Consider the following 25,162-nt stretch of genomic DNA (forward strand, 5'->3'; position numbering starts at 1 on the left):
TCCTCCCGCGCCGGTCAGGTGACCTTCCCCGCGTCGGGCGGGGTGGGGTCGTAGGCGCCGGTGGTCGTCGTGCGGTGCAGGAGCGTCGCGGCGGTCAGCAGGTCCTGGTGCGAGGTGTAGAGGCCGTTGACGCCGAAGCGGAGGATGTCGGGGGCGCGCATGTCGGCGATCACGTGCTGCGCCGTCAGGGCTTGGACCAGGCCGAAGGCGTGCGGGTGGCGCAGCGAGACCTGGCTGGCGCGGCGGGCGGGATCGGCGGGGGTGACCGGCTCGAAGCCCAGCTCCGCCAGCAGTTCCGCGGTGCAGCGCAGGAAGAAGCCGGTCAGCGACAGGCTCTTGGCGCGGACCTGGGCCATCTCGACGCCGTCGAAGGCGGTCAGGGCGGCTTCCAAGCTCAGCAGGCCCAGGATCGGCGGGGTGCCGATGCGGGCGCGGGCGATGCCGGGCGCGGGAGCGTAGTCCCGCTGGAGGCCGAAGGGGTCGGCGTGGCCGGTCCAGCCGTGGAGCGGGGTCTCCCAGGAATCGTGGTGCTTCCGGGCCGCGTAGAGGAAAGCCGGTGCGCCGGGGCCGCCGGAGAGGAACTTGTAGCCGCAGCCGACCGCGAAGTCCGCTTCGAGCTCGTCGAGCCGGACCGGCATCGCCCCGGCCGCGTGGCACAGGTCCCACAGCACCAGCGCGCCCGCCCGGTGCGCGGCGCGGGTCAGCGCCGCCACGTCGTGCAGTTCGCCGGTGCGGTAGTCGACCGGGGAGTAGCTGACGACGGCGGCCTGCTCGCCCTCGGCGGCGAGGAACCCGTCCAGGTCCTGCGGGCGGACGTGGCGCACCCGCAGGCCGTGCAGCCGCGCGGCGGATTCCGCGAGGTACCGGTCGGTGGGGAAGTGGCCGGGGTCGGTGACCAGCAGCTCGCGTCCGGGGCGCAGCCGGGCCGCGGCGCTGAGCGCGGTGAACAGCTGGACGCTCGTGGAATCGCCGACCAGCGTCTGCCCCGGGGACGCGCCGATGAGGCGGCCGACGGCGTCGCCGACCCGCAGCGGGGCGTCCCACCAGTCGTTGTCGTTCCACGACCGGATCAGGTCGGTGCCCCACTGCCGGTGCAGGACGTCGGTGATCACCGGCGGCACCGCTGCCGGGAGGGGGCCGAGGGAGTTGCCGTCGAGGTAGACGAGGTCGTCGGGCAGCAGGAAGCGGTCCCGGATCGGCGCCAGCGGATCGGCGGCGTCGAGTTCGGCGGCGAGCTCGGCGAGTGCCGGGGGTGCGGTGGTCATGCGCGTCTCACTTCGTCGGGCGTGTCCGGGTGGGCGGTGCCATCGCCGGGATCTCCGGCGGTGGCGGGGAATCCCGGCCTAGCGGTGTTCGTCCGCGGCGTTCTCCGCGACCGGGTGCCCGCGTTGAACGTGCTCGTACCGGCAGTGTCCTCGCCGGTGGCGTTCTCGGTGATGATCCCGGCGCATCGGTGCCCGGGTCGGCCTCCGCGGACGCCGCTTCCGCGACGACCGCACCGGCGGCGCTGCCGTCCGCGCGCGTCGGCGTCCACTCGCCGGTGAGGCTGCACAGGGTTCGGGCGATGTGGTGGGCGGCCGGGTTCTCCGGTTCGATCAGCGCGTAGTTGGCCGGTTCCGGGCAGCACCACGGTCTCCAGGTCGTCCTGGACGGCCGCGTAGTCCGCGAACTGCTCCAGCGGCACCTCCTCGTCGGCGGCGCCGTGCAGCAGCACGGTGCGCACCCGGTCGAACCGGCGCCGTCGAGCGGGGTGACCGGATCGACCAGCGGTAGCCGCCGCTCGAACTCCTCCTCGCCGCCCAGGAGTTGCCGCGCCGCCCCGTCGCTGAGGTCGTCGCGCCGGGTGGCGTCGAGATCGGTGATCGGGGCGAGCGCCAGCACCGCGTTCGGCAGCCGCGTCGTGCGCCGCGGCGAGTCGGCGGGCAGCAGTCCGCGCGCGGCGCACCACAGCGCGAGGTGACCGCCCGAGCAGTGCCCGGCCAGCACGTACGGCCGGTCCGCGGGCAGGGTGTCCACGATCCGCGCGACGTCGTCGAAGGTCTCCGGGTAGCCGCCCGCGCCTCCGGAGCGGCGGAACCCGGGCAGCAGCGCGGAAAAGCCCTGCCGGGCGAGGAAGTCGGCGAACGGCGTCAGGTGCATCCGGTCGTAGCGCCAGTACCCGCCGTGCAGCAGGACCACCAGCGGTGCGTCCGGATCCTCGGCGGGCCACGCGTCGTAGGAGTGGTGCGGGTGGTCGCCGTACCTGCCGTGGCCCGGCGCGAGGACGGGCTTCAGGCCCAGGACTCGCGCCTCCTCCTCAACGTGCGCGGAAACGGTCCTAGACGGCACCGCGGGCCTCCCAGATCTCGGGGAACACGACGAGGCGGACGCGCTTCTCCAAGTAGGCCAGCCCGGAGGAACCGGCGCTGCCGGGCTTGGCGCCCATGGCGCGGCGCACCACCATCACGTGGTCGAACCGCCACCGGTTGACCTGCTCGGCGATGTCGGTCGACCCGGCGCGACGGCCTAGCGAGCCGGTGAGCTGCTCTCCGGACTCGGACCGGAGCCGTGGGGATGCCGGTCGACGGTCGTGGTCACCAGGGCGACCGCCCGCTCCGGGCCGGAGACCGAACGCAGGCGGTGCGGCCGGGTCGCCGCGAAGTAGGCGGTGTCCCCTGCCGCCATCCGGTGGACCTCGTCGTCGACGGTGAGCTCGACCGAACCTGAGACGACGTAGACGAATTCGTCGCCACCGTGCTCGACGAGGGGGCCGTCGCCGGAGTCGCCGGGGTGCACCCAGAACGGGTGCATGTGCTTGCCCGGCGTGGTCGCGGCGATCGGCACGTAGCTCGGCGTTCCGGCGCGGGCGGGCGCGGCGGGGCGCGCCTCGGCGGTCTCGACCAGCGCCGAGCCGGAATTCCCCGGCGTCGGGCCGAAGATCTCCGCCGCGTCCACCTGGAGCTCCTGGGCGATGCGCATCGCGATCGCGATCGACGGGGAGCTCTTGCCCCGTTCGACCTTGGACAGGTAGCTCTTCGTGAGCCCCGCCGCCGTCGCGAGCTCTTCCAGCGTCAGGCCTTTGCCCAGGCGGTACATCCGGATCTTGGCGGACACCCTCTCTCCTCCTCGGTCGTGAGCGGCCTCGGAACTGTACCCATCGCCCCGTGAAAAGACACGAGTTGCCGACAAGACACTTGTGTCATATCGTCGCCGTGCCCCGCCCGGAAGTCGAGCGGGGCCGGACGAGGGAAGGCCGGACGCGGGAAGGGCAGTGCCGCCATGACCATGCACCTGGGAAAGCAGGACCTGATGGACTCGGCCGAGGCCTCGATGGAGGCCGAGCTCGCGGCGACGGAGCGCACCGACCGGGAGAAGCTGGCGCTGACCTGCCGGGCGCTGTTCGACGCCGGCCACGACGCGGGACTCGCCGGGCAGATCTCGTCCCGCGCGGACGCGCCCGGCACGTTCCTGACCCAACGCCTCGGACTCGGCTTCGACGAGATCACCGCGCAGAACCTGCTGCTGGTGGACGAGGACCTCACCGTCCTCGAAGGATCCGGCATGGCCAACCCCGCCAACAGGTTCCACAGCTGGATCTACCGGGCGCGCCCGGACGTGCAGTGCATCGTGCACACCCACCCGCTGCACGCGGCGGCGCTGGCGATGCTGGAGATCCCGCTCGAGGTGTCGCAGATGGACATCGCGCCCCTCTACGACGATTGCGCGTTCCTGCCGGACTGGCCGGGTGTCCCGGTGGGCAACGAAGAAGGCGAGATCATCTCCGCCGCGCTCGGCGACAAGCGGGCCATCCTGCTCGCCCACCACGGGCAGCTCGTGGTGGGCGCGAGCATCGAGGAGGCGTGCTCCCTGGCGCACCTGATCGAACGCGGCGCCCAGCTGCAACTGCTCGCGATGAGCGCGGGCGAGATCAAGCCGCTCCCGCCGCGCCTCGCCCAGGAGGCCCACGACTGGACGCTGAGCCCCCGCCGCAGCGTCGCGAACTTCCAGTACTACGCCCGGCGCGCGCTGCGCAGGCACCCCGACGCGATCTGACCCCCCGACACCCCTCGCGAGGAGCTGACCACTGATGACCATTTCCGGGATCGTCGCCTACCCGGTGACTCCGTTCACCGCCACCGGGTCGATCGACCACCCCGCGCTGCGCCGGGTGCTGGACCGCCTCGTCGACAGCGGCGCGGACGCCATCGCCCCGCTGGGCAGCACCGGGGAATCCGCCTACCTCGACTTCGACGAATGGGTCGAGGTCGCCGCCGCCATGATCGGGCACGTCCGGGGCGCGCTGCCCACCGTGGTGGGCGTGTCCGACGTGACCACTCGCGGGACCGTGCGGCGGGCGCGGGCGGCCGAAGCGCTCGGCGCCACCGCGATCATGGTGCTGCCGGTCTCCTACTGGAAGCTCACCCCGCTGGAGATCCAGCGGCACTTCGAGAGCACCGCGAACGCCGTGAGCATTCCGGTCATGCTGTACAACAACCCCGCGACCGCGGGCGTCGACGTCGCTCCGGAGTCGTTGTGGGAGCTGGTCCGCGACGTCCCGAACATCACGATGGTCAAGGAATCGACCGGCGACATCGCGCGCATGCACCGGCTGCGCGAACTCAGCGACGCCACCTTGCCGTACTTCAACGGGAGCAACCCGCTCGCGTTGGAGGCGTTCCAGGCCGGGGCCAGCGGATGGTGCACGGCCGCCCCGTGCCTGATCCCGCGGCAGATCAGCGCCTTCCACCGCGCCGTCGTGGACGGCGAGACCGAGACGGCTCGGGACCTGTTCGGACGGATCCGGCCGCTGCTGGACCTGATCGTCGCGCGCGGGCTGCCCACGGCGGTGAAGGGCGGACTGTCCTTGACCGGCATCGACGCCGGGATCCCGCGGCTCCCGCTGCAACCGCTCACCGAGGAGGAGACCCGCGCGCTGTCCGGACTCATCGAACGCATCGAGGCCCCGGCCGACTCCTGACCCGGCACGCCCCCCGTCGGCTAGGGCGCGGCGTCGGTTCCCACGCCCGCGCGGTACGCGCCGGGAGTGGTGCCCGTGGACCGCGCGAAGGTGTGGACGAAGGCGCTGGTGGTCGCCCACCCGCACGCGTGCGCGGTGTCGGTGACGGAGGAGCCTTCGGCCAACATGATCATCGCGGTGAGGGTGCGGGCGCGGGTGCGCCATTGCGGGAAGCTCATGCCGAACTCGTCGCGGTAGAGCCGCGAGAGGGTGCGCTCGCTGGTGTGCACCTGGCCCGCGAGCTGGGCGAGGGTGCGTGGCCTGCGGAGATCGTCCTCGACCAGGCGACAGGCGTCGGCCAGGCGCCGATCGCGGGCGGTGGGCAGGACGACGGGCTGAGCCGTCACCCGGCGCAGGCGGTCGCGCAGCACCGCTTCGACGTGCCGGGTCTCCACCCGCGTGAGGGTGGTGCCGGTGAGCGCGATGAGGAGTTCGCGCACCAAGGCGTCGACCGCGATGACCGTCGGTCGTTCCGCGTCGAGCAGCGGTGCCCCGCCGCCGACGGGAAAACCGGCCGTGTGGAACCGGCTCCGGCCGTAGAAGCGGTGCTCGTGCCAGGTGTTCGCCGGCACCCACAGCGCCCGGTCGCGGGAGGCGATCCAGCAGCCGTGCTCGGTGGTGATCGCGAGCACTCCGGAGCTGACGTAGATGAGCTGGTGGTCGTCGTGGCGGTGCCGGTCGATGGTGTCGCCGCCGTCGCGGAACTGGGTGCTGGTCGGCGCGACGGGCGCGTGGCGGATCTGCGACATCGGTGGGCAGATTACGGGAAGCGCGCCCAGCGGTCCGTTGACCAGGGTGGACTCGTGACCTCGATCCAGGACGACAGCGTTTCCCACGACCTGCCGGGGCCTTGGCACCGGATGCGGCTCTGGGCCGGAGCCCACGCCGTCGACGACTTCTACCAGGGCCTCGTGCCCGCCGCGGTCCCGTTCTTCGTGCTGCAGCGGGACTTCAGCTACGTGCAGGCGTCAGGGCTGGCGCTCGCCGCGACGTTGGGCAGCGCGTTGCCGCAGGTGCCGATCGGACTGCTCGCCGACCGGTACCGGCTCCGCTGGATGGCACCGCTGGGAATCTGCCTGGCCGGGATCGGCGCGGGCCTGTCCGGACTCGCGCCGTCCTACCCGCTGGTGTTCGCGCTGCTGCTGACGGCGGGTGCGGGCATCGCGATGTTCCACCCGCCCGCCGGGCGCGACGCCCGCTGCGCGGCCGGGGGCAGCGCCACCGCGATGAGCTACTTCGCCGCGGGCGGCAGCGTCGGCTTCTTCGTCGGGCCCGCGCTGGTGACACCGGCCCTGGACAACCTCGGGCTGGGTGCGACCGCGCTGTTCATCCCTCCTGCCGTGCTCATGGGTTTCGTCCTGCTGCGCCACCACGACCGCACGTCCGTCGCCGTCGCCGAGAAGGCCCGGCGCGAGGGCGCGGACCGGCCCGGCCTGTTCGCGACCCTGACCGCCGTCGAGGTCGTGCGGTCCACGATCTCGACCGGGCTGAACACCTTCATCGCGCTGTACTGGATCCGCCACCTGAGCGCGAGCAGCGGCCTCGGCGGTCTCGCGTTGACGCTGCAGCTCGGCGGCGGTGTGCTCGGCACGCTGCTCGGCGGCAGGCTCGCCGACCGCATCGGCATGGTGCGCACGGTGCAGATCGGCAACGCCGCCATGCTGCCCGCGCTGTGGCTCATGCTGCTCTGCGACGACGAGCACTTCGCGCTGCCGCTGGCGTTGCTGGTCGGGCTGATCTCGAACATCCCGTTCGCCGTGCTGATCAAACTCGGCCAGGACTACCTGCCCAGCAGGCCGGGAACCGCGGCCGGGGTCACGCTCGGCCTCGCGGTCAGCGCCGGTGGTCTGTTCATGCCGCTGCTGGGCGTCGTCGCCGGTCACCACGGTCCTCGTGGCGCGCTCGCGGTCCTGGCCACCGTGCCGGTGCTCGCGATCCTGCTCTCCGCCTTCCTGCGCGAACCGGCCCGGCGCGAACCGGCGCTTGCCGGGGGCGGCCCGGCCGGGACAGGCTGAGTTCCGCGCGGGAGCGCCTCATCGCGGGCGTTCGACGGCGGGAGCGGGCGAGGAGGAGCCGAGATGCACGTGGTGTGGAAGTTCGGGCTGCTGGCGATCACGGCCGAGGAGGTCGACTTCCGGGACCCGGCCGGGACGGGGCCGGACGTGCGGGAGCGAGGGCTGCGGATCGAGTTCCGCGTCGTGGACGACCACCACGAGGGAAGCATCTACGCATCCGACCGGTGGACGGTGCGACCGGCCTTCTGCCGCCTCGACCTGCTGGAATCCGGACCGGGGCGCGCCGACCGCATCCACTGGCACCCGGACGTCCGGGACGGCGAGCCCGGCGACCGCGTCTTCGACACCGCTCTTACCGCCGACCCCGTCGCCTGGATCCGGGAGCGGCTCCAGGACCTCCCCGCGTTCCTGCGGCGCACCGGCGAGCCGGACCTCGAGGTCGAGCAGGAGGACTTGAACGCCGAACTGGAGGGCGTCCTGGCGTGGATCGAGCATGCGCTCGACCACTCGCGGCGGCCGTGGCCGGTCGCCACCCACGATGAGCGCGGACTCGCCGCGACGCGCTGAGCCGCCTACCGCCACGAGCGACCGCCGGGGAACGAGCAGAGCGTTCAGGGCGAGATCAAGGCCGAGGTCCGCGAGGTGCCGGAGTTCGCCGGGTGGAAGTACCTGCTCTGGTTCGACGGCGTCGTCGGCTACCGCAGCACCTGCGCGCCGGACGGAACCGAACCGACCGGCCGGTGGTCGCCGGAGACGAGGAAGGCCGGTCCGGGCGGGAGGAGCCGACCCACGACGAGAAGCCGGTCGCCGCGGGGGACGGTCGAGCGCCTCGCCGAACGAGGCTCACCGCCCAGGTGCCACCGCGGCTCGACGGCACCTGGGCGGGATCCGACACGGCCGAATGTGTGATTCAGGACACTTTTTTCGGGGTTGTGATCGGCAAAGTCCCAGCAAAGCCCACCGGCTGAGGCGTGTGGCGGCCTGCGTGGAGCCACCGGTGGGCCACCCGTGGCGCGGCGAGGTGTAGTGTTGCACCTGGTCGTTGTTTCTGGGTTCGTGTTTTCGCACGCTCGCAGGATTGCTGATGCGGGCGCGCTGCTGTCTTTGGAGTAGCTGGAGTAGTCGCCGTCTGAGATCCGCGACCCTGGTGTCGAAACCGGCACCGGAACCAACCAGCTACCAGGATGGAGAACAACATGGCACAGGGCACCGTGAAGTGGTTCAACTCGGAGAAGGGCTTCGGTTTCATCGAGCCGTCCGAGGGTGGACCCGACGTTTTCGTGCACTACTCGGCGATCGACGCCGCCGGTTTCCGCAGCCTGGAGGAGAACCAGACGGTCTCCTTCGAGGTCACCCAGGGACCGAAGGGCCCGCAGGCCGAGTCCGTGCGTGTGGTCTGATCGCCCTTCCGGCGAACTGAGCGCATGATCGCGGAGCCTCGCTCCTAGGTCATCGCAGCACAGATCAATGAGGCCGACCGTCCGATTCGGACGGTCGGCCTCATTGTGCTTTCCCGCTGCTCGCAACGCGGCGCCGTTCACTACATGAACAGCTGCGACGCCTTGATCACGAGCTGGTAGACGCCGATGGCGAACGGGACGCCCACCCACAGCCAGGACACGGTGAGAAGGGCTCGGACTTTGACTCCGCCCTCGGGCGCGGTCTTCTGCTCGGTCATGTCTCGCCTGTCCCCTCAGCTGCTCTGCTTGCCGGAAGAGCTGGTGGCCTTCTCGGTGCTCGGGGCATCGTCGCCGGCCTTCTCGTCGGACTCGCCGGCCTCGGCCTGCTCGCCCGCCGATCCGCCTGCCTGCTCGCCGGTGTCCTCGTCGGCCTTGTCGGAGACGGTGTCGTCGGCCTTCTCGTCCTCGGAACCAGCGGCACCGGCCTCGTCGTCGGCCGGTTCGGCCTTGTCGGAGACCTCGTCGCCGGAGTCGTCCTTGGAGTCGGCCTCGTCCTCGGACGTGCTCTCGTCCTTCGGCTCGGCCTCGTCCTCGGACGTGCTCACGTCCTTCGAAGCGACCTGGTCCTCGGATTCGTCCTTCGCACCGGTCTCGTCGTCGGACGCGGCCTCGACCGCTTCCGGAGCCGGCTCGTGGAACTTGGCCTTCACCGGGCGGATCAGTTCGTTGGCCACGAACCCGATCACCAGGAATCCGGTCATCAAGTAGAACGACACCGTGTACAGCTCGGCACCGGACTTGCCCGCGGCCTCACCGGAGTCCGCCAGCGCATCCACGATGGCCGGTCCGAGCACGCCCGCGATCGACCACGCGGTCAGCAGCCGCCCGTGGATCGCGCCGACCTCGAAGGTCCCGAACAGGTCCTTCAGGTACGCGGGGATCGTCGCGAAGCCCGCTCCGTAGAAGGACATGATCAGCATCGCGGCGACGACGAACAGGGCGACGCTGCTGTCGCCCGCGAACAGCAGCAGCAGGTACGCCAGCGCACCCACCCCGAGGTAGACGCGGTAGATGTTCTTGCGGCCGGTGCGGTCGGACAGCGCCGACCACACGAAGCGCCCGCCCATGTTGGCCAGCGACAGCAGGGACACGAAGCCGGTCGCCGCGGCGACGACCACCGGCGTGCTGGTGTCCGCGAAGAAGTCCTGGATCATCGGCGACGCCTTCTGCAGGATCCCGATGCCCGCAGTGACGTTCAGGCAGAGCACGATCCAGAGCAGCCAGAACTGCGGCGTCTTGATCGCGCTGTTGGCCGAAACGCGGATGGTGCTGACGCTCTTCGCCGCCGCGGCAGGGGTCCAGCCGGGAGGGGTCCAGCCGGGCGGGGGAACCCGGACCAGCAGGATGCCGAGCGTCATGAACACGGCGTAGACGACGCCGTGCACGAAGAACGTGGTGCCGATGCCTTCCGCGGTCTTGCCGAAGGCGCTGAGCATCGCCGTCGACCACGGCGAGGCGATGATCGCGCCGCCGCCGAAGCCCATGATGGCGATGCCGGTGGCGAGACCGGGACGGTCCGGGAACCACTTCATCAGCGTGGACACGGGCGCGATGTACCCGATGCCGAGACCGATGCCACCGACCACGCCGTACCCGACGACGACGAGCCAGTACTGGCCCACGTACATGCCCAACGCGGAGATCAGGAATCCCGCCGCGAAGCTGACGGTGGAGACCATCATCGCCCAGCGCGGGCCGCGGGCCTCCACGAACTTGCCGCCGAACGCCGCTGACAGGCCGAGGAAGAAGATCGCCACCTGGAACGGCAGCGCGCTACCGGTACCGGAGATCTGGAGGCTCGATTCCAGCGGGCTCTTGAAAACGCTCCACGCGTAGGCCTGCCCGATGGAAAGATGGATGGCCAGCGCGGCGGGTGGAACTAGCCAACGGTTCCAGGTCGGTGGCGCAACGACCGAGAATCCGTCACGCACTGTCACAAGTAAACCTCCTTGGTGCAAGGGGTTCCGGTGTCTGGTACCGGAAACGCGCCCCGGCACGTCGGGGCGCACGAATTCGAGATGCTACCTGCCTGGTCAAACGGGAAATCAGCGAAAAAACATCATGCGCTGGCCGGTGGTCTCGGCGAGGCGTCACCAAAAGTGATCATCGCTGGTGGGGCGGAAGGGCCTTACTGCGCACGGGAAAGCGGCTCGGAGAGCCGGACGAAACGCACTGAACAATATGAAAGCGACCCTTCGGGGGTTACGCGGAGTGATCCGGAGAGCTGTTCGCGCTCACATTGTTGTGATCATATTGAGACCAATTGTTTGCGGCGATGTAGCTAATCCTTCGGGTAGTCCCCGCGTGTGCTTCGCGCACATCCGTGGGACTAGACTCCTGATTCCTTGACGCGTGAGCAAGCCCGAAGGATCCACAGCATGACCCGAACGTCGGAAAACCGAAGCCGAGGTCGGCTTGAAGGTCAGCCTCCAGAGCCGAGATTCGGCAACATCTCGAAGCACAGCCTTCGGCGCCCCACCAACCCGAATGGTACCGATTTCGTCGCAATTCAGGAGAGTGACGATTTCGTCGCTCTCCGGCGTCGTTTTCGATGGTTCGTGTTCCCCATGACGCTGCTCGTCCTCGCGTGGTACTTCACCTACGTGGCGCTGGGCGCCTACGCCGAGGACTTCATGAGCCAGCCGGTCTTCGGCGTGGTGAACATGGGGATCGTGCTGGGCTTGCTGCAGTTCGTCACCACGGCGATCGTCACCGTGGCGTACGGGCGGTACGTGCGCAAGCGCATCGACCCGCTCGTCGAGCGCCTTCGGGAGCAGGAAGGGACCGGCCGCTGATGACGATCAACTTCGCGGCGGGGGCCGTCGGTGACCCGACGACCACCGTCAGCGTGTTCGTGGCATTCGTGCTGCTGACGCTCTTCGTGGTGTACCGGGTGTCGACCCGGAACGCGACCGCGTCCGATTATTACGTGGCGGGCGGCAATATCACCGGCGCGCAGAACGGTGTCGCACTGGCCGGTGACTGGCTTTCCGCGGCATCATTCCTCGGAGTCGCCGGCGCCATTGCGGTGCACGGCTACGACGGATTCCTCTATTCGGTCGGATTCCTCGTCGCGTGGCTCATCGAATTGATGCTCATCGCTGAGCTCGTCCGGAACACCGGCCGTTTCACGATGGGCGACGTGATCGGTTACCGGATGCGGCAGCGTCCGGTGCGGGCCGCTGCGGCGAACACCACGCTGGTCATTTCTTTCTTCTACATGGTCGCGCAGATGGCGAGTGCCGGTGGTCTCGTCGCATTGCTCCTCGACGTGCAGAGCAAATTCGGTCAAGCGATGGTCGTCGTGGCCGTGGGCTTGATCATGATCTTCTACGTGCTGGTCGGCGGCATGAAGGGGACGACCTGGGTCCAGATCATCAAGGCGACGTTGCTGTTGATCTGCGTGTCCTTGATGGCCGTGTTCCTGATCGGCCGGTTCTCCTACGACTTCTCGGCGCTGCTGGAGCAGGCCGCGAACAACAGCCCGATCGGGCAGGCGCTGCTGGAGCCCGGCGCGCAGTACGGGCAGACCTCGCTGTCCCGGATCGACTTCATCTCGCTGGCGATGGCGATCGTGCTCGGCATCTCCTGCCTGCCGCACATCATGATGCGGTTCTACACGGTGCCGAGCGCGCGGGAAGCACGTCGCTCCGTCGTCTGGATCACCTGGACGATGATCGTGTTCTACCTGGCCACGATGCTGCTCGGGTTCGGCGCGACGGCGCTGGTCGGTTCCGAGGCCATCACCAACGCGCCCGGCGGCGAGAACTCCGCGGCACTGCTGCTGGCTTACCGCATCGGTGGTTCGCCGCTGCTCGGCGTGGTCGCCGCGATCGCCTTCGCGACGATCCTCGCGGTGGTCGCCGGTCTCACCCTGACCGCGTCGGCGTCCTTCGCGCACGACGTGTACGCGAACATCATCAAGCGCGGCGAGGCCGACACCGGCTCGGAGATCAGGGTCGCTCGGATCACCGCGCTGATCGTCGGCGTGCTGTCCACGGTCGGTGGGATCGCGGCCATCGGGCAGAACGCGGCGTTCATGGTCTCGCTGGCGCTCGCGCTGGCGGCGTCGGCGAACCTGCCGACGATGCTGTACTCGCTTTTCTGGCGGCGGTTCAACACCGCGGGGACGTTGTGGTCGATGTACGCGGGCCTGATCTCGTGCATCGTGCTGATCGCGTTCTCGCCCGCGGTGTCGGGTCGCCCGTCGGCGATGTTCCCGAACGCGGACTTCGACGTCTTCCCGCTCACGAACCCGGGGATCGTGTCGATCCCGCTGGGCTTCCTGGCCGGGTTCATCGGCACGCTGGTCGGTAAGAAGGACCAGGACCCGGCGAAGCAGGCAGAGATGGAGGTCCGCTCGCTGACCGGCATCGGCTCCGGCCTCGCGCTGGAGGCGCCGCGCCGCTGACGTGACCGCGCGACGAGGGCCGCACCGGAATCCCGGTGCGGCCCTCGTGCGTTTCCGAGGCGCGGGAAAGGGCCGCCGCGCCCGTTGTCGTCTTCTTCGGCCGGTTGATGTCGCCTTCGCCGATTTCGGCGTCGGCGCCGCGCCAGGATCACCATCGGAGCAATTCGGGCGGCTCCGCGCCGATCGCCACTGATCGAATTCGGCCTCACTCGGCGGGCATCGACCGCGGCGCGGTGAGCAGGTCGCGGAATTGCGCGTCCGGAACGGGCCGGGAGTACAGGAATCCCTGCTGCGCGTCGACGCCGAGTTCGTTGAGCAGGTCGGCCTGCACCTGGGTTTCCACGCCCTCGGCGATGCACGTGCGCCCCATGCCCCTGGCGAGCTCGATCACGGCCCGGACGATGCCGAGATCGGTGGGGTCCGATTCCATGCCGACCACGAACCTCCGGTCCAGCTTCACCAATTGCGTGGGCAGGTCTTTGAGCCGTGCCAACGAGGAATAGCCGGTGCCGAAGTCGTCCATCGCGAACCGCACGCCCCGGTCGTTGAGCCGGCGCATCATCTTCCGGGGCTGCGCGGGCAGGTCCACCAGCACCGTCTCGACGACTTCCAGCACCACCCGGCCCGGTTCGATGCCGCTGTCCTCGATGGCCGAGCTGACCTCGGCGTGGAAGTGCGCCGAATCCGGGCGCAGTCCGGCGAGGTTCACCGTGACACCGGGGGCCGCGCCGTGCGGGCAGCGCCACCGGCTCGCCTCGCGCAGGGCGGTGCGCAGCACCCACCGGTCCAGTTCGCCGAGCAGCTTCGCCTGGCTCGCGACCGGGAGGATCACGTCCGGTCTGAGCAAGCCCTGCGTCGGGTGCGGCCAGCGCACCAGGGCCTCCGCGAGCAGGATCGTCCCGTCGCGAGCCAGGATCGGTTGGTAGTGCATCCGGAGGCCGTCGTGCAGCAACGCGTCGCGGAGGTCCTCCTCCAGCGCGAGCCCGCCGACGGGAGCGGGTGGCGCGGTGCGGCCGTGGCCCTGCTCCTTGGCGGCGAACATGGCCGCGTCGGCGGTGCGGATCAGCTCGTCGGCGGTGGTGCCCACCTCCGGCGGGGTCGCCGCGCCGATCGACGCGGTGACCCCGATCAGCCTGTCCCGCAACGGGATCTCGGCGCACAGCAGGTCCGAGACGAGACCGATGAGCGTGTCGAGCCCGCCGCACGCCGTCAGATCCGAGCAGATGATCAGGAACTCGTCGCCGTAGAGGCGGGCGGGTGTGCAGGAGCTCGGCAGATCGTTGACGAGGCGCTCGGCCAGGAGGTTGATCAGCTCATCGCCCGCGTCGTGGCCCAGCGAATCGTTGAACCGCTTGAAGTTGTCCAGGTCGCAGAACAGCACGCCGACGTCCTCGCTGGCCGAGGACAGCAGCGGCACCAGCAGTTCGTGCACGCCGCGCCGGTTCAGCAGGCCCGTCGGCTGGTCGTGGGTGGCCTGGAAGTGCAGGGTCTCGGTGCGGCGCTGCTGCTCGGTGAGGTCTTGGAACACCGCCAGCCAGAAGCGCCGGCCGTCGTAGTCCACCGAGGCTGCGCACCGCACTTCGCAGAACACCGGCTCACCGTTGGACCGGGCGAGCCTGCGGTGCGAGACGGGCTCGCTGCCGTCGTCGTCCGGCGCCGCGTGCGGGACCAGCCCGGTCCGAGGATCGTCGACGTGCATCAGCTCCGGTGCGAGCAAGTCGTGCGGCCGGTAGCCGAGCAGGTCGCACAGCGCGCCGTTGGCGTCGAGGACCCGGTCGTGGCGGTCCAGCAGCGCGATGCCCGCCGGGGCGAGCTGGAACAGGTCGGTGAACCGCCGGTCCGAACGTTCCCGCTGCGCGTAGGCCTCGGATTCGTCGCGAGTGACCTTGATGAAGCCGTCCAGCCGGCCGTCGTCGGCGCGCTGCGCGGTGATCACGACGTGCGCCCAGAAGGCGGTGCCGTCCTTGCGTAGCCGCCAGCCGCGGTCGATGAAGAAGCCGTTCGCGGCGGCCTGCCGCAATTCCCACGCCGGGTAGCCGGACGCGACGAGCTCGGCGGGGTAGAAGATCGAGAAGTGCTGCCCGATAATCTCCCGGCTGGTGTACTGCTTGATCAGCTGTGCACCCGAGTTCCAACTGGCGACCCGGCCTTCGGTGTCCAGCGCGAAAATCGCGTACTCGCGCATGTCGGCAGCCAGCGCGCCGAGCAGCCGTTCGGTCTCCACTTGTGCCCCGGTTCGCGGAAAAGGCTCATCCGGGATGTTCGGTGTCCCACTCATGGTCACCACATCTCCGTTTCTGCGGTGGGACAGCGCGGTGCGCAGTTGAATGGGGCATCGCCGTCGGCGACGCGCGCCTAATGGTCTGCAGGTGACCCCGGAACCTGCTCCCGCCCCGTCCGGCGACGTCCGGTCGGCGTCAACCACGGTACCGGCGCGCTGCGCGGCGTGCCAACGAAACCGCAGCGTATCGAGGTTCCGGCGGGGTGTGCTGCGACGTGTCGGCCGGATGTGCGCTACGTCCGCTGGGCGCTCGGACTCCGTGGATGGATTCAGCGCGAAATCGGCGGAGTCAGTGCTGTTCATCAGGTGTCCACTGTGGGAGAAGAGTCGAAAGTCCTCCGGTTCTTCCCCGCGATTCGAATAATCTGCTGGACAATGATCGTTATGGTGGTTAAAGTGACGGCATCGGTTGACGCCGGATTGACCTGTCGACCGCACGTGCTGAGTGCTCGGCCCGGATTCGGGCATCTGAGCTTTCATTCTGCTCCGTGATGAGTGGTTGCGCCATCACGTGAGCTCTTCCTTCGCCCGTACCGGGCAGCGGCGCTCGCCCGCTGCGGAACACCTTCGTCGAACAGGAGTGATGTTGACCCACCGCAGCACCGCGCCCCGGTCGACCGCGTGCCGAGGATCCGGCGCGGAAACGGGCTCGTCCCGGAGCGGCGCGAGATGTGGCGCCTACCGCGGACTCAGATCGTTCTAGCAGGTGAACGCGGGATCCGTTGAGTCGTCGCGGTGCCGTGAACGTGGTGGCCCGGTGAACTCCAGGCATGCTGAGGACCGCTGATCCGGCGGCTTCCCGAACCGCCGCCGATCGTCCGGGCGGACGGCCGGTCGTTGCTGCGCGAAAAACCAAAAACGCGTTTCCCGCTCTGCTGGCGAGGAGTTCTCCGGACGGTCGTCGGCGGTTCGAGGATCCTGCTCGAACGAAGTGACCATGAACGATGCCGTGCTGGTGGCCCGGTCTCGCGCGGAAAGTGCTGCACCGCGTGGATTCCGCTGCCCCGCGAGTCCGCATCGGCGCTGTCGAAGGACGTGCCGCGGATGCGGCTGCGCAACGGCGCCCGCATTCGGCAACCCGCTCGCCGACCGGCCGCGATGCGCGTCCTGCGTTCGAGAACTCGCCGAACGCGAGGACACCTGAACACCGATGTGGAAGAACGAGGGGAGTGGAGGGCCGAGACATGCGGCTCATCGACGCAACGAGTCCGGGACGGGTGGAAGTGCCCGACTGGCACCGATCGGCGCTGTGCGCCCAAACGGACCCGGACGCCTTCTTCCCGGAGAAGGGCCGGACCGCCCACCTGGCGAAACGCATCTGCGCGTCCTGCGAGGTCCGCGAGGACTGCCTGCGCTACGCGCTGGAACACGGCGAGACAGCAGGAATCTGGGGAGGCCTCAACGAGGCCGAACGCCGCGAACTCCGCACCGCCACCCGGACCCGGGCGGCGTGAGGTGAAGTCTATTGTGGACTCATTTGTAGCTGTTCGGTCGTCAAGAGGGCGGTGCCTGCCGACGGTCTCGTGGTCCTGAAGTCCTTGATCTGACCTCGCGCTCGACTGCGGCGGCACCGCACGCCGGATCCTCGTGCTCCCAGATTCGAATGACCGACCAGCCCGAATCCCGCAGCAAGCGGTCGGTCTCGCGGTCTCGTTCCTGGTTCCGGTGCACCTTCTCGGCCCAGTACTCGGAGTTCGTCGCCGACTTGGTGTGGTGCTCGGGGCAGCCGTGCCAGAAACACCCGTCGAGGAAGACCGCGACCTTGGCTCGCGAGAACGTGAGGTCCGCTGTTCGACGCACCGTCGAGAGCGGCCGGGTGGAAACCCGGTAGCGCAATCCCAGCGCGTGCACCGCCCTGCGCAAGGCGAGCTCCGGTTTCGTGTCACGACCCTTGTTGGCCCGCATGCTCTTGCGCACGCCTTCGCTGGATGCTCCCGACGGCCGCTGGGAAGCCATGGCCGACACCGTACGCCGACGATCAGAACTCGAATACGGCCCTCGGGGATTGGCGGAAGCGACGGGTGGCCGCTCTGCCCCGGGTGGAGTTTCCTCGCGGATCCCCGGAGCCGCCCTGAAGAGCGACCTCGAACGGGCTGCCGGGGCCGTCGAACACGCCTCCACCGTCACCGCTGCGGCGAGCGGGCCACTCGGTTGGCGCTCACCCTGTCGGGTACTGGTCTAGGAGGGGAGCACCAGGCATGGAGATCACGTTGACGGTGGACGGGGAGCTGTTCGTGCTGGCGGTGGAGCCTCGGGTGACGGTGCTGGACGCGTTGCGGGAGTACCTGGGGGTCATCTCGGTGAAGAAGGGGTGCGACCACGGTCAGTGCGGGGCGTGCACCGCGCTGGTGGACGGGCGGCGGGTGGCGACGTGCCTGTCGCTCGCCGTGCAGTGCGACGGGGCCGAGATCACGACCGCCGGAGGTTTGGGGGAGCATCCGATCGCGCGGGCGTTCGTGGAGCACGACGGGTTCCAGTGCGGGTATTGCACGCCGGGGCAGGTCTGCTCGGCGGTCGGGATGCTCGACGAAGCCGCTCAGGGGTGGCCGAGCCACGTGACCGAGGACGTCGCGGCGGAGGTCGACGGGCTCAGCGACGACGAGATCCGGGAGCGGATGGGCGGGAACCTGTGCCGGTGCGGGGCCTACGTGAACATCGTGGCCGCGATCCGGGAGGTGGCCGATCGAGCTGAGCACGCGGCACGTCGGACCGGGGAGGGCGCGCGATGAATCCCTTCGACTACGAGCGGGCCGCCGACGCCGCTGGGGCGGTGGCGGCGGTGGCGGGCAATCCGCGGGCGATGTTCCTGGCCGGGGGGACGAACCTGGTGGATCACCTGAAGTTAGGGGTGAGCGCGCCGGAGTTGCTGGTGGACGTGTCCCGGTTGCCGCTGGACGAGGTGCGGGAGTTGCCGGACGGCGGGATTCGGGTGGGTGCGGCGGTGCGCAACAGCGACCTCGCAGCGCATCCGGTGGTCCGCACGCGGTTCCCGGTGCTGGCGCAGGCGCTGCTCGCGGGTGCGTCGGGGCAGTTGCGCAACGTCGCGACAACCGGCGGGAACCTGCTGCAGCGCACCCGGTGCCCGTACTTCCAGGACGTGACGACGCCGTGCAACAAGCGGCTGCCGGGGGCGGGATGTTCGGCGATCGGCGGGCATCATCGGGACGCCGCGATCCTGGGGGCTTCGCGGCAGTGCGTGGCCACGCACCCCTCCGACATGGCGGTGGCGATGGTCGCGCTGGACGCCGTGGTGCGGGTTCAGGGCGAGGACGGTGAGCGCGCCATCCCGGTCGCGGAGTTCCACCGGCTTCCGGGCGACGAACCGGAGCGGGACACGGTGCTGCGGCACGGCGAGTTGATCACGGCGGTGGACCTGCCGGGAACGGCGTCGCGGTCGGCCTACCGGAAGGTGCGGGAGCGGGCGACGTACGCGTTCGCGCTGGTGTCGGTGGCCGCCGTCGTCGACCTCGACGGCGGTGTGGTGCGGGAGGCGCGGATCGCGCTGGGCGGCGTCGCGCACAAGCCGTGGCGGGCCGTCCGGGCGGAAGAAGCGCTGCGCGGAGCGGTCGCCGGCGACGAGGCGTTCCGGGATGCGGCGGAGGCCGAGCTGGCCGATGCGGCTCCGCTGACCGGCAACGCGTTCAAGGTGCCGATGGCGAGGAACACGCTGGTCGCGGTGCTGCGGCAGCTGACGGGAGGGACGCGATGACCGACTTGCTGCGACCGCGGTCCATGGGGATGCCGCTGGAACGGCTGGACGGGTGGGCGAAGGTCACCGGGACCGCGCCTTACGCGGTCGAGCACCCGGCGAGCTCGCCGCTGTACGTGCACCCGTTGCAGTCGGAGATCGCACGTGGCCGGGTGAAGTACATCGATGCTCATGCGGCGGAGGACCTCGACGGGGTCGCGGCGGTGCTCACGCACGAGAACGCTCCTCGGCTGGCGACCGATTCGGACGCGGAGCTGTGGGTGCTGCAGTCGCCGGAGATCGCGTTCCGCGGCCAGCTGATCGGGGCGGTGCTGGCGGAGACACCGGAGATCGCGCGGCAGGCCGCAAGCCTGGTCCGGGTCGAGTACCAGCAAGAACGGCACGACGTGGTGCTGCGGGAGAACCACGAGGCGCTGTACGCGCCGGAAGTGGTGAACCCTTCCTTCCCGTCGGACACCGCGGATGGCGACGTCGAAGCCGCCCGGCCGGAGGTCGTGGTCGAGCAGACCTACACGACCCCGATGGAGCACAACAACCCGATGGAACCGCACGCGACGATGGCGACCTGGAGCAACGGCGTCCTCACGTTGCACGATTCGACGCAAGGGGTGCACGCGATGCGGTCGCGGATCGCGCCGGTGCTCGGGCTGGAACCGGAGCGGATCCGGGTGGTGGCCCCGCACGTCGGTGGCGGCTTCGGGTCGAAGGGCACCGCGCACGCGCACAACGTCCTCGCCGTGCTGGCCGCTCAGGTCGCGGGCGGACGGCCGGTGAAGCTGGCGTTGACGCGGCAGCAGATGTTCGCGCTCGTCGGCTACCGCACGCCCACCATCCAACGGGTGCGGCTCGGCGCGGACCGCGACGGGACGTTGTCGGTGGTGACCCACGACGTGATCGAGCAGACCGCGACCGTGCAGGAATTCGCCGAGCAGACCGCGGTCGGCACCCGGACGATGTACGCGGCGCCGAACCGGCGCACCACGCACCGGCTCGTCCCGCTGGACGTACCGGTCCCGTTCTGGATGCGGGCACCCGGTGAGGCGCCCGGCATGTTCGCCACCGAAGTCGCCATGGACGAACTCGCCCAAGCGTGCGGGCTGGACCCCATCGACCTGCGCTCCCGCAACGAACCGGCCGTCGATCAAGCGACCGGCCTGCCGTTCTCGGGCCGCCATCTCGCGGAATGCCTGCGGGAAGGCGCCGAGCGGTTCGGGTGGGCCGAGCGCGACCCCGCCCCGAATTCCCGGCGGGACGGGGATTGGTTGGTCGGGACGGGAGTCGCCAGCGCCACCTACCCCCGGCACGCGATGCCCGGCTCCACCGCCACGATCCGCCGCCACGACGGGCGGTACGAGGTGCGCATCGGGGCCGCCGACATCGGCACCGGCACCTGGACCGCGCTCAGCCAGATCGCGGCCGACGCCCTGGACTGCCACGTGGACGACGTGCGCTTGGAGATCGGTGACACCGATCTGCCCACCGCCACCGTCGCCGGTGGCTCGTCCGGCCTGGGGTCGTGGGGCGCGACCGTGGTCGACGCGGCGCGGCGGTTCCGGGAGAAGTTCGGAACCGACCCGGACGACGGCGACGAAGCCGAAGGGGCGATGCCCGACAACCCGGACGCGCAGCGGTACTCGATGCACTCGTTCGGCGCGCACTTCGCCGAGGTGCGGGTCAACGCCGACACCGGCGAGGTGCGGGTGCCGCGGATGCTCGGGGTGTTCTCCGCGGGGCGGATCGTCAACCCGCGGTTGGCGCGTTCGCAGCTGATCGGCGGCATGACCATGGGTCTGTCGATGGCGCTGCACGAGCACAGCGTGCTCGACCCGCAGTTCGGGCACGTGATCAACCACGACTTCGCGCAGTACCACATCGCCGCGCACGCCGACGTGGCCGACATCGAGGCGATCTGGCTCGACGAGCAGGATCCGCACTCGAACCCGATGGGCAGCCGCGGCGTCGGGGAGATCGGGATCGTCGGCTCGCCGGCGGCGATCGCGAACGCCGTGCACCACGCCACGGGCATCCGGGTGCGGGACCTGCCGATCACACCGGACAAGCTCCTTCGCGGCTGACCCGAGCGCACCCGCCTCGACGCTGCGGCGGATTCGGGTGAACGGACCGTTCGTCCAACCAGATTGGACGAACGGTCCGTTCACTCCGCTTGCGGTCGTGCTCGCGGGGCGGCGAACTCGTCGAGTGAACGGACCGTCTGCCCAATGTCGTTGGACGAACGGTCCGTTCACTCGTTCCTGCCTCCGCTCGGCGGGGCGTCGGTTCGGGGTGAACGGACCGTTCGTCCGTTTCGGTTGGTCGGACGGTCCGTTCACTGCTGTCCGGGATGGGCGGAGCGTTGGTCTCGCTACTGGTCTGGTCGTGGGAGGAAGTCGTGACGCTCGGGGGTGCTCGCTCAAGAACAACACCTGGTCAGGGGCTTGCGGGTCTTGCCTGTCACCCGAAAGAGGGGGCACGCTGGGGCTCCGAGTGAGGGGTGGGCCATGGTGCGATTCCGAGGAGTTCTGGTGCGGGCGGCGGTGCTGCTCGCGGTGTTGGCGACCGTGCTGGCGGGCGGCCTCGCGTGCCAACCGGCCCGGACCCAGCGCGCCCCGGACGCACCCCAGGGCGCCGCGCCGCCCGAACCGACGGCTGAGCCACCCTCCGCCGGTGCACCGAGCAACGGCCCGCCGGTGCTCGCGGTGAAGATCGACAACGTGCCGGAGGCGCGACCGCCGACCGGCATCGGCTCGGCGGACGTGGTCGTCGTGGAACCGGTGGAAGGCGGGCTGAGCAGGCTCGTCGCGGTGTTCGGCGGGAAGCGCCCACCGGTGGTGGGGCCGGTGCGCAGCGCGCGGGAGACGGACCTGGAACTGCTGTCCCAGTTCGGCAGGCCGACGCTGGTGTTCTCCGGCGCGGCCCCGGAGCTGCTGCCGAAGCTCGACTCGGCTCCCGTGGATCCGGTGCGGCCCGAGCAGCTGCCCGGAGCGTTCTTCCGCGGTGGTGACCGCCCGGTTCCGCACAACCTGTTCGTCCGCCCCGACGAGGTCCCGGCGGGAGCGGCCTGGTCGCCGAAGGCGCCGCTGGTGTTCGGCCCGGCTCCGGCGGGCGGCGTGCCGCGGGAGTCCGCGCAGGTCGACTACCTGGCCGCGTCCACCGGTTTCACCTGGTCGCCGGAGCAGCAGCGGTGGCTGGTGTCGATGGACGGCGAGCCGGCCGCGGCGACCGACAGCGGGCGGCTCGGCGCGGGGACGGTGGTGCTGCAGGAGGTGCGCGTCCGCGACTCCTCGCTGAGCGACAGCGCGGGGAGCGTCTCGCCGCACGCGGAGACCGTGGGGTCCGGCCGGGCCGTGGTGCTGCGCGACGGGAAGGCGTTCGACGCCCGCTGGTCCCGGCCCAGCCCGGACGTCGGCACCACCTACACGACGGCCTCCGGCGAACCGCTGCCGTTCGCGCCGGGTCCGGTGTGGGTCGCGCTGAACGACCGGTTGTGAGGTGACCGCGCCGGAGGCGGCCAGCGGCTCGGCGTCGCGCACGCGGAGCAATTCCCCGCGCAGAGCCGGGAACCCGGCGGCGTTGTCGGGGACGTTGGCTAGGCTCGAAAGCATGAGCGAACGCCGCTTGCTACTCGTGCATGCCCACCCCGACGACGAAGCCACCGCCACCGGCGCCACCATGGCCCGGTACACCGCCGAAGGCGCCACCGTGAGCCTGGTGACGTGCACCAGCGGAGAACTCGGCGAGGTCGTCGCCGAGGACCTCGCGCACCTGCGCGACTCCCCGGACGCGCTCGGCGAGCACCGCCGGGGGGAGATCAAAGCCGCGCTCGCCGAGTTCGGCGACGTCCGCCACCACTGGCTGGGCGGCCCCGGCCGGTGGCGCGACAGCGGTATGGCGGGGTTGGAGAGCAACTCCGCGGCAGGCGTGTTCGCCGCAGCCGACCCGGCCGAGGTCACCCGCGAGATGGTGGAGCTGCTGCGCGCCGAACGGCCGCACGTCGTGATCACCTACGACGACTTCGGCGGCTACGGCCACCCCGACCACATCGCCGCGCACCGGGCGCTGATGGACGCGCTCGACCCGGCGGCCGATCCGGAGTTCGCCCCGGAGCTCGGCGCGGCCTGGGACGTGCCGAAGACCTACTGGACCGTGCTGCCCGAATCCTTCATCACGCGGATGCGGGAGGCCGGGTTCGACGACTTCAAGCCCAACACCGTCCCGGACGCCGACATCACGGCGGTGCTCGACGGCGCCGCCCACCACGAGGCGAAGATCGCGGCGCTGCGCCACTACCGGAGCCAGGTCGACGTGGACGACGACGGGTTCTTCGCCCAGCTGGTGCGGCGCCCCGAGTTCGCGACCGAGCACTACCTGCTCGTGCGTGGCGATCGCGGTCCCGGCGGCGGGCCGCACGGGGCGGAGGAGGATCTCTTCGCCGGGCTCGGCTGAGGGGCCGGGGCTACCCGCCCCCGTGGCCGCGGCCTCGTTCGGCCTGATCAGGCCGGTCAGCAAGTACGGTTGGCGGAGTCCGTCGACCACCTGGGGGTAGGTGCATGACGACACGGGAGCGGGTCGAGACCGTGACGGCGTCCGCGCTGTCGCTGCGCGGTGTGGTGAAGCGCTACGGCGAGATCACCGCCGTCGACGGGCTCGACCTCACCGTGACCGCCGGGACCTGCCTGGGGCTGCTCGGTCCGAACGGCGCGGGCAAGTCCACCACGATGCGCCTGATCACCGCGCAGACCAGGGCCGACGCCGGTGAGATCGAAGTGCTCGGGTTCCGCGTGCCGCGCGAGTCGAAGCGGGCGCGCACCGCGATGGGCGTGGTGCCGCAGCTGGACAACCTCGACGAGGAGCTCACCGCTCGGCAGAACCTGGAGGTCTTCGCCCACCTGTACCGGGTGCCGCGGGCCAGCCGGGCCGAGGCGGTGGAACGGGCGCTGGACTTGGCGCAGCTGCGCAAGCGGGCCGACACGAAGACCGATGAGCTCTCCGGCGGCATGCGGCGCAGGCTGCTGATCGCCCGCGGGCTGGTGCACTCGCCGCGGATCGTGCTGCTCGACGAACCCACCGTCGGCCTCGATCCGCAGGTCCGCCAGGAGCTGTGGGCGCTGATCGACGCGTTGCGCGCCGACGGCGTCACCGTGCTGATGTCGACGCACTACATCGAAGAGGCCGAACGTCTCGCCGACGCCGTCGCGGTGATGTCCGGTGGCCGGGTGATCGCCAGCGGCACCCCCGAGGACCTGCGCGGGGAGCACGCCGGGCGGGACGTCGTCGAGTACTACGGCCCGCCGGGCAGGCTCGCCGAAGTCGAGGCGATCGCCCTGGAAGCGGGTCTGACGACGCGTCGCACCGGTCCGGCCGTGTCGGTGCTGCGCGCCGAGAGCATGTCCGAGGCGACGACCCGGCGGCTCGGCCCCGGCCACCGCCGGGTCAGCAACCTGGAGGACGTGTTCGTCTCGCTCACCGGGGAGGCCGTGGAATGACGAACGCGCGGGTCGCGGGCCGCGCGCCCGAACGGCTGCGGCGGTTCGAACTGGCCGCGTTCGCCGGGGTGTGGCGGCGGGAGCTGACCCTGTTCCGGCGGTACTGGCTGTCGAGCACGTTCTCCTCGGTGGTGGAGCCGACGATCTACCTGCTGGCGTTCGGCTTCGGGCTCGGGTCGCTGATCGCCACCATTCGCGGGCTGCCGTACATCGAGTTCCTCGGCACCGGCGTGGTGGCGACCTCGGTGCTGTTCACCAGCGCGTTCGCCGGGATGTTCACCACGTTCGTGCGGCGCAAGTTCCAGCACTCCTACGACGCGATGCTCGCCGCGCCCGTGGACGTGCACGAGCTCGTCGCCGCCGAAGCGCTGTGGATCGCGACCAAGTCGGGCGTGTACGGCTGCGCTCCGCTGTTCGTGGCGATGGTGTTCGGCCTGGATCCGGCGCCGGGCATGCTGCTGGTGCCGCTGATCGGGTTGATCACCGGGCTCGGGTTCGCGCTGTTCGGGATCTGGTGTTCGGCGGTGGTGCCCTCGATCGACTCGTTCAACTACATCGTGAGCGCCGTGATCACGCCGTTGTTCCTGGTGGCGGGCACGTTCTTCCCCGTCGACCAGCTGCCCGGCTGGGCGAGCGCGGTGGCGGCGTTCAACCCGCTCTACCACTGCGTGGAGCTCGTCCGGCACGCCGCTTTCGGCCTGCGGCCGGGCATCGACCTGCTGCACGTGGGTGCGCTGGCGCTGTTCGCCGGGCTGATGTGGCTGCTCGCCTACACGGCGATGCGCCGCCGCTTGATCGACTGAGGTG

The 25,162-nt window shown here is 70.3% G+C and carries 23 protein-coding genes and 1 pseudogene; 15 read left to right on the forward strand and 9 right to left on the reverse strand.

Annotated features, from left to right (window positions below; translation table 11 throughout):
• Nucleotides 1-14: 14 nt before the first annotated feature.
• From kynU to OOZ19_RS16170, 4 genes are all read right to left on the reverse strand, one after another.
• Nucleotides 15-1,265 (reverse strand): kynureninase, encoded by a 1,251-nt coding sequence (gene kynU, locus OOZ19_RS16155; RefSeq protein WP_266090933.1) that lies wholly within the window; start codon nucleotides 1,263-1,265, stop codon nucleotides 15-17.
• 7 nt (nucleotides 1,266-1,272) lie between these two features.
• The gene (locus OOZ19_RS16160) at nucleotides 1,273-2,328 is read right to left on the reverse strand and encodes an alpha/beta hydrolase family protein (RefSeq protein WP_266090934.1); all 1,056 of its coding nucleotides are present in this window, start codon (nucleotides 2,326-2,328) and stop codon (nucleotides 1,273-1,275) included.
• Complete coding sequence (locus OOZ19_RS16165; protein WP_266091001.1) at nucleotides 2,318-2,443, reverse strand: tryptophan 2,3-dioxygenase family protein; 126 nt, start codon at nucleotides 2,441-2,443, stop codon at nucleotides 2,318-2,320. Before OOZ19_RS16165 ends, OOZ19_RS16160 begins: the two co-directional genes overlap by 11 nt.
• Nucleotides 2,444-2,505: 62 nt before the next feature.
• A complete protein-coding gene (locus tag OOZ19_RS16170) occupies nucleotides 2,506-3,093 on the reverse strand; it encodes a helix-turn-helix domain-containing protein (RefSeq protein ID WP_266090935.1) in 588 nt (195 codons plus the stop codon).
• Between the two features lie 165 nt (nucleotides 3,094-3,258).
• Between OOZ19_RS16170 and OOZ19_RS16175 the strand changes: the two genes are divergently transcribed.
• Entirely contained in the window at nucleotides 3,259-4,032 is a 774-nt protein-coding gene (locus OOZ19_RS16175; protein WP_266090936.1) for an aldolase, read from the forward strand.
• Nucleotides 4,033-4,066: 34 nt separating this feature from the next.
• On the forward strand, nucleotides 4,067-4,957 hold the full coding sequence (locus OOZ19_RS16180; RefSeq protein ID WP_266090937.1) for a dihydrodipicolinate synthase family protein: 891 nt from the start codon (nucleotides 4,067-4,069) through the stop codon (nucleotides 4,955-4,957).
• Between the two features lie 20 nt (nucleotides 4,958-4,977).
• On the opposite strand, the gene OOZ19_RS16185 is transcribed toward OOZ19_RS16180, so the two are convergent.
• Nucleotides 4,978-5,745, reverse strand: coding sequence for a helix-turn-helix transcriptional regulator (locus OOZ19_RS16185; protein WP_266090938.1), 768 nt, complete (start codon nucleotides 5,743-5,745; stop codon nucleotides 4,978-4,980).
• A gap of 54 nt (nucleotides 5,746-5,799) precedes the next feature.
• Here OOZ19_RS16185 and OOZ19_RS16190 point away from each other — a divergent pair, with 54 nt between their 5' ends.
• The 3 genes from OOZ19_RS16190 (at nucleotide 5,800) to OOZ19_RS16200 (ending at nucleotide 8,411) form a co-directional block, all read left to right on the forward strand.
• Nucleotides 5,800-7,011, forward strand: coding sequence for an MFS transporter (locus tag OOZ19_RS16190; protein ID WP_266090939.1), 1,212 nt, complete (start codon nucleotides 5,800-5,802; stop codon nucleotides 7,009-7,011).
• Between the two features lie 63 nt (nucleotides 7,012-7,074).
• A complete protein-coding gene (locus tag OOZ19_RS16195) occupies nucleotides 7,075-7,578 on the forward strand; it encodes a hypothetical protein (protein ID WP_266090940.1) in 504 nt (167 codons plus the stop codon).
• A 629-nt stretch (nucleotides 7,579-8,207) separates the two neighbouring features.
• Nucleotides 8,208-8,411, forward strand: coding sequence for a cold-shock protein (locus tag OOZ19_RS16200; protein ID WP_184477800.1), 204 nt, complete (start codon nucleotides 8,208-8,210; stop codon nucleotides 8,409-8,411).
• A 140-nt stretch (nucleotides 8,412-8,551) separates the two neighbouring features.
• Here the strand turns inward: OOZ19_RS16200 and OOZ19_RS16205 are convergent, their stop codons facing one another.
• On the reverse strand, nucleotides 8,552-8,689 hold the full coding sequence (locus OOZ19_RS16205; protein ID WP_184477801.1) for an MFS transporter small subunit: 138 nt from the start codon (nucleotides 8,687-8,689) through the stop codon (nucleotides 8,552-8,554).
• Nucleotides 8,690-9,076: 387 nt separating this feature from the next.
• Nucleotides 9,077-10,408 (reverse strand): annotated as a pseudogene (locus OOZ19_RS16210) (L-lactate MFS transporter); the annotation flags it as partial.
• A 441-nt stretch (nucleotides 10,409-10,849) separates the two neighbouring features.
• Between OOZ19_RS16210 and OOZ19_RS30175 the strand changes: the two are divergent.
• Complete coding sequence (locus OOZ19_RS30175; RefSeq protein ID WP_416309442.1) at nucleotides 10,850-11,266, forward strand: DUF485 domain-containing protein; 417 nt, start codon at nucleotides 10,850-10,852, stop codon at nucleotides 11,264-11,266.
• Nucleotides 11,266-12,882 (forward strand): monocarboxylic acid transporter, encoded by a 1,617-nt coding sequence (locus OOZ19_RS16220; RefSeq protein ID WP_266090942.1) that lies wholly within the window; start codon nucleotides 11,266-11,268, stop codon nucleotides 12,880-12,882. Before OOZ19_RS30175 ends, OOZ19_RS16220 begins: the two co-directional genes overlap by 1 nt.
• A 205-nt stretch (nucleotides 12,883-13,087) precedes the next feature.
• On the opposite strand, the gene OOZ19_RS16225 is transcribed toward OOZ19_RS16220, so the two are convergent.
• Complete coding sequence (locus OOZ19_RS16225) at nucleotides 13,088-15,160, reverse strand: putative bifunctional diguanylate cyclase/phosphodiesterase (RefSeq protein ID WP_266090943.1); 2,073 nt, start codon at nucleotides 15,158-15,160, stop codon at nucleotides 13,088-13,090.
• Nucleotides 15,161-16,347: 1,187 nt separating this feature from the next.
• Between OOZ19_RS16225 and OOZ19_RS16230 the strand changes: the two genes are divergently transcribed.
• A complete protein-coding gene (locus OOZ19_RS16230; RefSeq protein WP_266090944.1) occupies nucleotides 16,348-16,617 on the forward strand; it encodes a WhiB family transcriptional regulator in 270 nt (89 codons plus the stop codon).
• A 40-nt stretch (nucleotides 16,618-16,657) separates the two neighbouring features.
• Here the strand turns inward: OOZ19_RS16230 and OOZ19_RS16235 are convergent, their stop codons facing one another.
• Nucleotides 16,658-17,119 carry a very short patch repair endonuclease gene (locus OOZ19_RS16235; RefSeq protein WP_266090945.1) on the reverse strand — a complete coding sequence of 154 codons (462 nt, stop codon included), beginning with the start codon at nucleotides 17,117-17,119 and terminating at the stop codon, nucleotides 16,658-16,660.
• 242 nt (nucleotides 17,120-17,361) lie between these two features.
• On the opposite strand from OOZ19_RS16235, the gene OOZ19_RS16240 reads away from it, so the two are divergent.
• The 7 genes from OOZ19_RS16240 (at nucleotide 17,362) to OOZ19_RS16270 (ending at nucleotide 25,158) form a co-directional block, all read left to right on the forward strand.
• Complete coding sequence (locus OOZ19_RS16240) at nucleotides 17,362-17,892, forward strand: 2Fe-2S iron-sulfur cluster-binding protein (RefSeq protein ID WP_266090946.1); 531 nt, start codon at nucleotides 17,362-17,364, stop codon at nucleotides 17,890-17,892.
• Complete coding sequence (locus OOZ19_RS16245) at nucleotides 17,889-18,872, forward strand: FAD binding domain-containing protein (RefSeq protein WP_266090947.1); 984 nt, start codon at nucleotides 17,889-17,891, stop codon at nucleotides 18,870-18,872. Before OOZ19_RS16240 ends, OOZ19_RS16245 begins: the two co-directional genes overlap by 4 nt.
• The gene (locus OOZ19_RS16250; protein ID WP_266090948.1) at nucleotides 18,869-20,947 is read left to right on the forward strand and encodes a xanthine dehydrogenase family protein molybdopterin-binding subunit; all 2,079 of its coding nucleotides are present in this window, start codon (nucleotides 18,869-18,871) and stop codon (nucleotides 20,945-20,947) included. Before OOZ19_RS16245 ends, OOZ19_RS16250 begins: the two co-directional genes overlap by 4 nt.
• 423 nt (nucleotides 20,948-21,370) lie before the next feature.
• The gene (locus OOZ19_RS16255; RefSeq protein ID WP_266090949.1) at nucleotides 21,371-22,360 is read left to right on the forward strand and encodes a DUF3048 domain-containing protein; all 990 of its coding nucleotides are present in this window, start codon (nucleotides 21,371-21,373) and stop codon (nucleotides 22,358-22,360) included.
• Between the two features lie 112 nt (nucleotides 22,361-22,472).
• Complete coding sequence (gene mshB / locus OOZ19_RS16260) at nucleotides 22,473-23,315, forward strand: N-acetyl-1-D-myo-inositol-2-amino-2-deoxy-alpha-D-glucopyranoside deacetylase (RefSeq protein ID WP_266090950.1); 843 nt, start codon at nucleotides 22,473-22,475, stop codon at nucleotides 23,313-23,315.
• Between the two features lie 104 nt (nucleotides 23,316-23,419).
• Complete coding sequence (locus OOZ19_RS16265) at nucleotides 23,420-24,355, forward strand: ABC transporter ATP-binding protein (RefSeq protein WP_266090951.1); 936 nt, start codon at nucleotides 23,420-23,422, stop codon at nucleotides 24,353-24,355.
• On the forward strand, nucleotides 24,352-25,158 hold the full coding sequence (locus tag OOZ19_RS16270; protein WP_266090952.1) for an ABC transporter permease: 807 nt from the start codon (nucleotides 24,352-24,354) through the stop codon (nucleotides 25,156-25,158). Before OOZ19_RS16265 ends, OOZ19_RS16270 begins: the two co-directional genes overlap by 4 nt.
• The last annotated feature ends 4 nt before the right edge of the window (nucleotides 25,159-25,162 follow it).

The organism is Saccharopolyspora sp. NFXS83 (assembly GCF_026241095.1).
Taxonomy (GTDB): domain Bacteria; phylum Actinomycetota; class Actinomycetes; order Mycobacteriales; family Pseudonocardiaceae; genus Saccharopolyspora_C.